This is a genomic window from Noviherbaspirillum sp. ST9 (assembly GCF_048799745.1).
In the GTDB taxonomy this organism is placed as follows: domain Bacteria; phylum Pseudomonadota; class Gammaproteobacteria; order Burkholderiales; family Burkholderiaceae_D; genus Noviherbaspirillum.
This window is the reverse complement of record NZ_JBLWFR010000015.1, coordinates 50,308-56,673: the sequence shown is the minus strand read 5'-3', so window position 1 is coordinate 56,673 and position 6,366 is coordinate 50,308. Positions and strand designations below refer to the sequence as shown.

Annotated in this window: 8 protein-coding genes; 7 read left to right on the top strand and 1 reads right to left on the bottom strand. The window is 59.8% G+C overall.

Annotation, left to right across the window (positions count from 1 at the left end):
• The 5 genes from ACNOHI_RS23985 to ACNOHI_RS23965 form a co-directional block, all read left to right on the top strand.
• On the top strand, nt 1-560 hold a 560-nt coding region (locus ACNOHI_RS23985), incomplete at its 5' end, for a methyl-accepting chemotaxis protein (protein WP_420477246.1).
• A 260-nt stretch (nt 561-820) separates the two neighbouring features.
• Nucleotides 821-2,440, top strand: coding sequence for a methyl-accepting chemotaxis protein (locus ACNOHI_RS23980; protein ID WP_420477245.1), 1,620 nt, complete (start codon nt 821-823; stop codon nt 2,438-2,440).
• Between the two features lie 55 nt (nt 2,441-2,495).
• Complete coding sequence (locus ACNOHI_RS23975; RefSeq protein WP_420477244.1) at nt 2,496-3,383, top strand: CheR family methyltransferase; 888 nt, start codon at nt 2,496-2,498, stop codon at nt 3,381-3,383.
• A 3-nt stretch (nt 3,384-3,386) separates the two neighbouring features.
• On the top strand, nt 3,387-3,998 hold the full coding sequence (gene cheD / locus ACNOHI_RS23970; protein ID WP_420477243.1) for a chemoreceptor glutamine deamidase CheD: 612 nt from the start codon (nt 3,387-3,389) through the stop codon (nt 3,996-3,998).
• Between the two features lie 50 nt (nt 3,999-4,048).
• Nucleotides 4,049-5,125, top strand: a complete 1,077-nt coding sequence (locus ACNOHI_RS23965; protein WP_420477242.1) for a protein-glutamate methylesterase/protein-glutamine glutaminase — start codon at nt 4,049-4,051, stop codon at nt 5,123-5,125.
• Here ACNOHI_RS23965 and ACNOHI_RS23960 read toward each other — a convergent pair.
• Nucleotides 5,114-5,302 (bottom strand): hypothetical protein, encoded by a 189-nt coding sequence (locus ACNOHI_RS23960; protein ID WP_420477241.1) that lies wholly within the window; start codon nt 5,300-5,302, stop codon nt 5,114-5,116. The genes ACNOHI_RS23965 and ACNOHI_RS23960 overlap by 12 nt on opposite strands.
• Between ACNOHI_RS23960 and cheY the strand changes: the two genes are divergently transcribed.
• Together cheY and cheZ are read left to right on the top strand one after the other, a co-directional pair.
• A complete protein-coding gene (gene cheY, locus ACNOHI_RS23955; RefSeq protein WP_420477240.1) occupies nt 5,301-5,699 on the top strand; it encodes a chemotaxis response regulator CheY in 399 nt (132 codons plus the stop codon). The genes ACNOHI_RS23960 and cheY overlap by 2 nt on opposite strands.
• 14 nt (nt 5,700-5,713) lie before the next feature.
• Nucleotides 5,714-6,352: a protein phosphatase CheZ gene (cheZ, locus tag ACNOHI_RS23950; protein ID WP_420477239.1), complete on the top strand. Its 639-nt coding sequence runs from the start codon at nt 5,714-5,716 to the stop codon at nt 6,350-6,352.
• The last annotated feature ends 14 nt before the right edge of the window (nt 6,353-6,366 follow it).

The following is a 6,366-nucleotide window of genomic DNA, read 5'->3' as shown; positions in this document are numbered from 1 at the left end:
CGGAAGTGCGCAACCTGGCGCAACGTTCCGCCGGTGCGGCCAAGGAAATCAAGGAGCTGATCAGCGACTCGGTCGAGAAGGTCGATGCGGGCAGCAAGCTGGTGGACGAGGCGGGCAAGACGATGGATGAGATCGTGACCTCGGTCAAGCACGTGGCCGACATCATGAACGAGATCACGGCCGCCAGCCAGGAACAAAGCTCCGGCATCGAAGAGGTCAACCGCGCCATCGCACAGATGGACGAAATGACACAGCAGAATGCCGCGCTGGTCGAAGAGGCAGCGGCCACGGCCGAAAGCATGCAGCAGCAGGCAAGTACGCTGTCGCAGGCGGTTTCGGTATTCAAGGTCGACGGTATGGTGAGGATGGCAATGACGCAAGTGGCAGCTGCACTCGCACCGAAGGCGTCTGCAGCAGTTCAGCCTCCAGCGGAAGCAGCGCGTGCCTCGCGTGCCGTTGCCATGCCCCGGACGGCGGTCGCGCCGCCGGCGCCAAAGCCGATCGCGCGTACCAAGACCAGCGCGCCGGTGAACGACGGTGGCGATTGGGAGGAGTTCTGATCGCGACAGGACGAAACGGTTAGAAGGCTGACATGGCTGGACAACATTCGACAGGCGTAGTGAAGAAAGGCGTGTCCGCAAGGGCACGCTTTTTTGTATCAAATAGGGTTGGATTGAGGGGTTATTCCGAGGATGATTGTTTCATCCGGTGACCCATAATCTACGAGGAGACCGGCGCAGCGGGTGTCGATTCCGCAGCAGGCAATGCGCGTTGAATATGCTACGCTGAAACAGCACGACTGATATCCTTGGGAGACCGAATGAAGATCATGGAACAGCAACCAATTCGGTACCTGGTCGTTGGCATAGCTGCCATCGCCAGCGGGACTGCGCTTGCGGCCCTGATACAGTGGATGGCAGGCGCCGGCACTTCTCCCTTGCTGCTTGCCGCGACCGGCGCCTTCGCCGCCGTGATCGTCATGCTTCTGGGCGCGCAGTCCAATGGCAAGGGCGGCACCCATCTCATCGAGGAGATGGGCGAGGAGGTTGACCACATCATGATTGGCGCCGCCGAGACGGCGTTTTTTGTCGATTCGATCAAGAAAAAGGTCGATGTGGACCTGCAGACCACGGAAGAGATCGTGGGACGCGCACAGCAGACCGCCCAGACGACAGAGCAGATTGCCGCCAATGCCGAACGCGCATCCAAGGTCGCCGCGGACGTTCGTACCGAAAGCGTTGCCGGGCGCTCCGAAGTCGATCAGGGCCTGCAGCAGATCAGCAACGCACGGCTGGATGCGCAAGCGGCATCGGCAGTCATGGGCAAGCTCCAGGAAAAATCACGCAAGATTCACGTCATCACCGAAGTGATCAACGAAATTGCGGCACGTACCAACCTGCTGGCGCTGAACGCCGCCATTGAAGCGGCACGGGCCGGCGAGCACGGCCGGGGATTTGCCGTGGTGGCCGGCGAAGTGCGCCAGCTGGCGCAACGTACAAAATCGGCAACGGACGATATCGGCGTGATGGTCCGCGAAATCAACGAAGAGGCCGAGCGCGCGGCCGCCGGCATGACAGCGCTGACAGGCAAGGTGACGGAGGCCGCCCATAACGTCGAACGCGTGCACACCTTCCTCGGAAACATCGAACGATCCGCTGCGATTTCCGAAAGCGAGATCCAGCAGATCGCCGGCGCCTCGCGCGAGCATGTCGAAACGACACACGTCATCGCCGACGCGATTTCCCGCATTCGTGACGGCATGCTGGCAACGGAAGACGAATTGCCGCGCGCCGCGAAATCGGCCACCATCCTGTCCGAACGTGGCGAGATGCTGTTCGAAGTACTGTCGCATTCGAATGCGAAGACCTCTCACGATGAAATCCGGGCGGTGGCGCAGCAGGCGGCCAGGGAGGTCGGAAAACTGTTCGAACAGGCGATCTCCAGCGGCCAGATTTCTGAAGCTGCCTTGTTCGACCGTACCTACAAGCCTATTCCCAATACCAACCCGCCGAAACACAAGACAGCGTTTGACGCCTTCACGGACAGAGTCCTGCCGGCGGTCCAGGAACCGATTCTCGAAAGGATGCCGCAGATTGCCTATGCCGGCGCAGTCGACAACAACGGCTATTTCCCGACACACAACCGAAAGTTCTCAAAGCCGCTGACCGGTAACTACGATACCGACCTGGTGAACAATCGGACCAAGCGTATTTTCAATGACCGCACGGGCGCGCGTTGCGGTTCGAGCACGAAGCCGTTCCTGCTGCAGACATACAAGCGCGACACCGGTGAAGTGATGCACGACCTGTCCGTGCCAATCTATGTCAATGGCAAGCATTGGGGCGGTTTCCGGGTCGGATACCGTTCCAGCGCTCCGCTGGCACAGGCAAAACCGTCAGCCGTGGCGGTGCCGCCGAAGAGTAAGCCCAAGGGGCATTGAGGCGGCGGTGCAGCGCAATGACTTGGCAAACAATAATGAAGAAAGAAATCAGGGTGTGGTGAATTCGATCAGACAGAAACAGGAAACGACGAAAGAGTTCGAGTTCACGCCTCGCGACTTCGAGCGCGTGCGATCCCTGATCTATCAGCGGGCCGGCATTGCGCTCGCGGAAAGCAAGCAGGAGATGGTGTACAGCCGTCTTGCACGTCGACTGCGCGCGACCGGTATCCGTTCTTTCCAGGAGTACCTGGACGGACTGGAGAGCCGCCAGGACAGCGACGAGTGGGAGGCGTTTACGAATGCGCTCACCACCAACCTGACATCGTTCTTCCGGGAGTCGCACCATTTCCCCATTCTTGCCGAGCACGTCCGCGGTGCGAAGGAGCCTGTCACGGTATGGTGCGCGGCGAGCTCGACGGGCGAGGAACCGTATTCGATCGCAATGACCTTGTGCGAGGCGCTCGGAACACTGACGCCGCAGGCGCACGTCATCGCTACCGACATCGACACGAATGTGCTGGCAACCGCCGCCGCCGGCATCTATCCGATCGAGCGCCTGGACAAGATGCCGCCCGAGCAGGCGCGCCGGTTCTTCCTGAAGGGGAAGGGCGACCGCGCCGGGCTGGTGCGCGTGCGGCCGGAATTGCGCCAGATGGTGACGTTCAAGCAGTTGAACCTTTTATCGAACGACTGGCCGGTGCAGGGACAGTTCGACGCGATCTTTTGTCGAAACGTCATGATCTATTTTGACAAGCCGACGCAGGGTAAAATCCTCACTCGCTTTGCGCCGCTCATGAAGCCGGACGCACTGCTGTTTGCCGGCCACTCCGAAAACTTTTTATATGTATCCGATGCGTTCAAGCTGCGAGGCAAGACCGTTTATGAACTGGATCCCCACCGCGGCGCAGGCCATCGCGCGGTCCCACGCAGGACTGAGAAATAAGGTATGAGCAACGCCCTCGAAGAGCATTTTGCTACCAACGTCTACTATGATCGGACGTTCGACTGCGACGCAGCGAAGATCCTTCCGGGCGAGTACTACTACACCTGCAAGGACATGATGATCGTCACCGTCCTCGGCTCATGCGTGTCGGCCTGCATCCGCGATCGTGTAACGGGAATCGGCGGGATGAACCACTTCATGCTGCCGGATGGCGGGTCGGACACGGACAGCCCGGTCTCCGCCTCCATGCGTTACGGCACCTACGCCATGGAAGTGCTGATCAATGACCTCCTCAAGGCGGGCGCGCGGCGCGAAAACCTGGAGGCGAAGGTGTTCGGCGGCGGCAACGTGCTGCGCGGCTTCATCGCCATCAATGTCGGCGAGCGCAACGCCCAGTTCGTACGGGATTACCTGCGCGCGGAGAACATCCGCGTCGTCGCGGAAGACCTGAACGATATCTATCCGCGCAAGGTTTACTTTTTTCCTCGTACCGGCAAAGTGCTTGTCAAGAAGCTCAAGCAACTGAACAACAACACGCTGGTGAATCGCGAGCAGGATTACGCAAGTCGCCTCCTCACCAACCCGGTGGCGGGCGATGTCGAGCTGTTTGGCTGATTTTCTGATTTACCCGGAAGGGCGCTCGCCCGGAACTGAAAGCAAGTGTCATGAAGATTAAAGTGTTGATCGTGGACGACTCGGCATTGATCCGCAGTGTCATGAACGAGATCATCAGTAAACAGCCCGACATGGAAGTTGTCGGTGTCGCACCCGACCCGATCGTGGCGCGCGACCTGATCAAGCGGACGAATCCAGACGTACTGACGCTCGACGTCGAAATGCCGCGCATGGACGGGCTCGACTTCCTCGAGAAGCTGATGCGACTGCGTCCGATGCCGGTCGTGATGGTGTCGTCGTTGACGGAACGCGGTTCGGAAATCACGTTGCGTGCGCTGGAACTTGGCGCGGTCGACTTTGTGACCAAGCCGAAGCTGTCGATCCAGAGCGGCATGATGGAATACGCCGAACTCATCACCGACAAGATCCGCGCGGCCGCGAAGGCACGGGTCAGGGCGCGCACGATTCCTCACCCGGACGCGCAGAAAACGTCGTCCGAGGGACTGCCGATGATCCGCAATCCGCTCACCAGTAGCGAAAAGCTCATCATCATTGGCGCATCCACTGGCGGCACCGAGGCCATCAAGGAATTCCTGATGCAGATGCCTTCGGACTGCCCGGGCATTCTGATTACCCAGCACATGCCGGAAGGGTTCACCCGCTCATTTGCCAAACGCCTTGACGGGCTGTGCAAGATCACGGTCAAGGAAGCGGAGGGCGGGGAGCGTGTGCTGCCTGGTCACGCCTTCATCGCGCCGGGTCATTCGCATCTTCAGCTTGCGCGCAGCGGCGCCAACTACGTCACGCAGCTTGATCAGGGGCCGCCGGTGAATCGCCATCGTCCCTCGGTCGACGTCTTGTTCGACTCCGCGGCGCGTTGCGCCGGCAAGAACGCCGTCGGCGTCATCCTGACCGGGATGGGGAAAGACGGCGCAGCCGGCATGCTGACGATGAAGAATGCCGGCGCCTACAATTTTGCGCAGGATGAAGCGTCGTGCGTGGTGTTCGGGATGCCGCGCGAAGCCATTGCGGTCGGCGCCACCCATGAGGTGGGTGCGCTGCAGGCATTGCCGGGAATGGTCCTCGGCTACCTTGCAGCCCATAGCAGCCGCGCGCTACGCGTTTGATGGTGTTGTCAGAAGATAAATTTCGCCTTGACTGTTGTCGCTTTTAGTTGCCGCTGCAGAAGCGGATAATGCTTTAGGTGCATAATCAAGAGCGGAAGGATTATACTTAGGGCGCTCGTTTTCACCGTGCAGGTGAACGGCGCTTACAACGGTTTGAGAAACAATGGAGTAATTCATGGCGGGTCCGAATACTAAATTCTTGGTGGTTGACGATTTCTCGACGATGCGTCGTATCGTTCGCAATCTGCTGAAAGAATTGGGCTACACGAATGTCGATGAGGCAGAAGACGGTGCCATGGCGCTCTCCAAACTTCGCAGCGAGCAGTTCGACTTCGTCATCTCCGACTGGAACATGCCGGTGATGGATGGACTGACGATGCTCCAGAACATCCGCGCCGACGCAGCGTTGTCCAAGCTGCCGGTGCTGATGGTCACGGCGGAAGCGAAGAAGGAAAACATCATTGCAGCGGCCCAGGCGGGTGCGAACGGCTACGTCGTGAAGCCCTTTACTGCTGCCACGCTCGATGAAAAGCTGACGAAGATCTTCGAGAAGCTGGAAAAAGTCGGGGCCTGATTGTGGATCGGGCCTTGAATCAGGCGAACGCTGTTGCGGAAAACATTCCGCAGGACGAGATGCTTGCGCGCGTCGGTCAGATGACGCGCATGCTGCACGATAACCTGCGCGGGCTGGGTTTCGACAAGCTGATCGCCAAGGCGGCGCACGAGATTCCCGACGCGCGCGACCGTCTGGATTACGTTGCGAAGATGACGGAGCAGGCCGCGCAGCGCGTCCTGACCGCAACCGAGCTGGCCAGCCCGATTCAGGACAGGATCGAGGCGGATGCCGCAGTCATCTCGCGCGACTGGCAGGCTGCGATGGCTGCCGGATTCTCAGAGCAGGAGTATCGCGCGCTGGCCGAACGCACCGTGGCGTTCCTGGGCGAAACCCGTGATGGAGCTGCGGTGACCAAACAGCAGTTGATGGACATCATGATGGCTCAGGACTTTCAGGACCTGACTGGCCAGGTGATCCGGAAAGTGACCGAGCTTGCGCACAACATTGAAGAACAGCTGGTCCAGCTTTTGGTCGATTATTCGCCTGCCGACGTTAAGCGCGAGACCGGCAACGGCCTCCTGAACGGCCCGCAGATCAACCCCACTGGTAACGCAGACGTCGTGTCCAGCCAGGGCCAGGTCGACGACCTGCTCGAAAGCCTCGGTTTTTGACCATGTCGACGTCA

Bases quoted from the DNA above. Each gene is read 5' to 3' on its own strand.
- ACNOHI_RS23980 (WP_420477245.1), top strand. From the start codon at position 821: ATGAAGATCATGGAACAGCAACCAATTCGGTACCTGGTCGTTGGCATA.
- cheD (WP_420477243.1), top strand. From the start codon at position 3,387: ATGAGCAACGCCCTCGAAGAGCATTTTGCTACCAACGTCTACTATGAT.
- ACNOHI_RS23965 (WP_420477242.1), top strand. From the start codon at position 4,049: ATGAAGATTAAAGTGTTGATCGTGGACGACTCGGCATTGATCCGCAGT.
- cheY (WP_420477240.1), top strand. From the start codon at position 5,301: ATGGCGGGTCCGAATACTAAATTCTTGGTGGTTGACGATTTCTCGACG.
- ACNOHI_RS23960 (WP_420477241.1), bottom strand. From the start codon at position 5,302: ATGAATTACTCCATTGTTTCTCAAACCGTTGTAAGCGCCGTTCACCTG.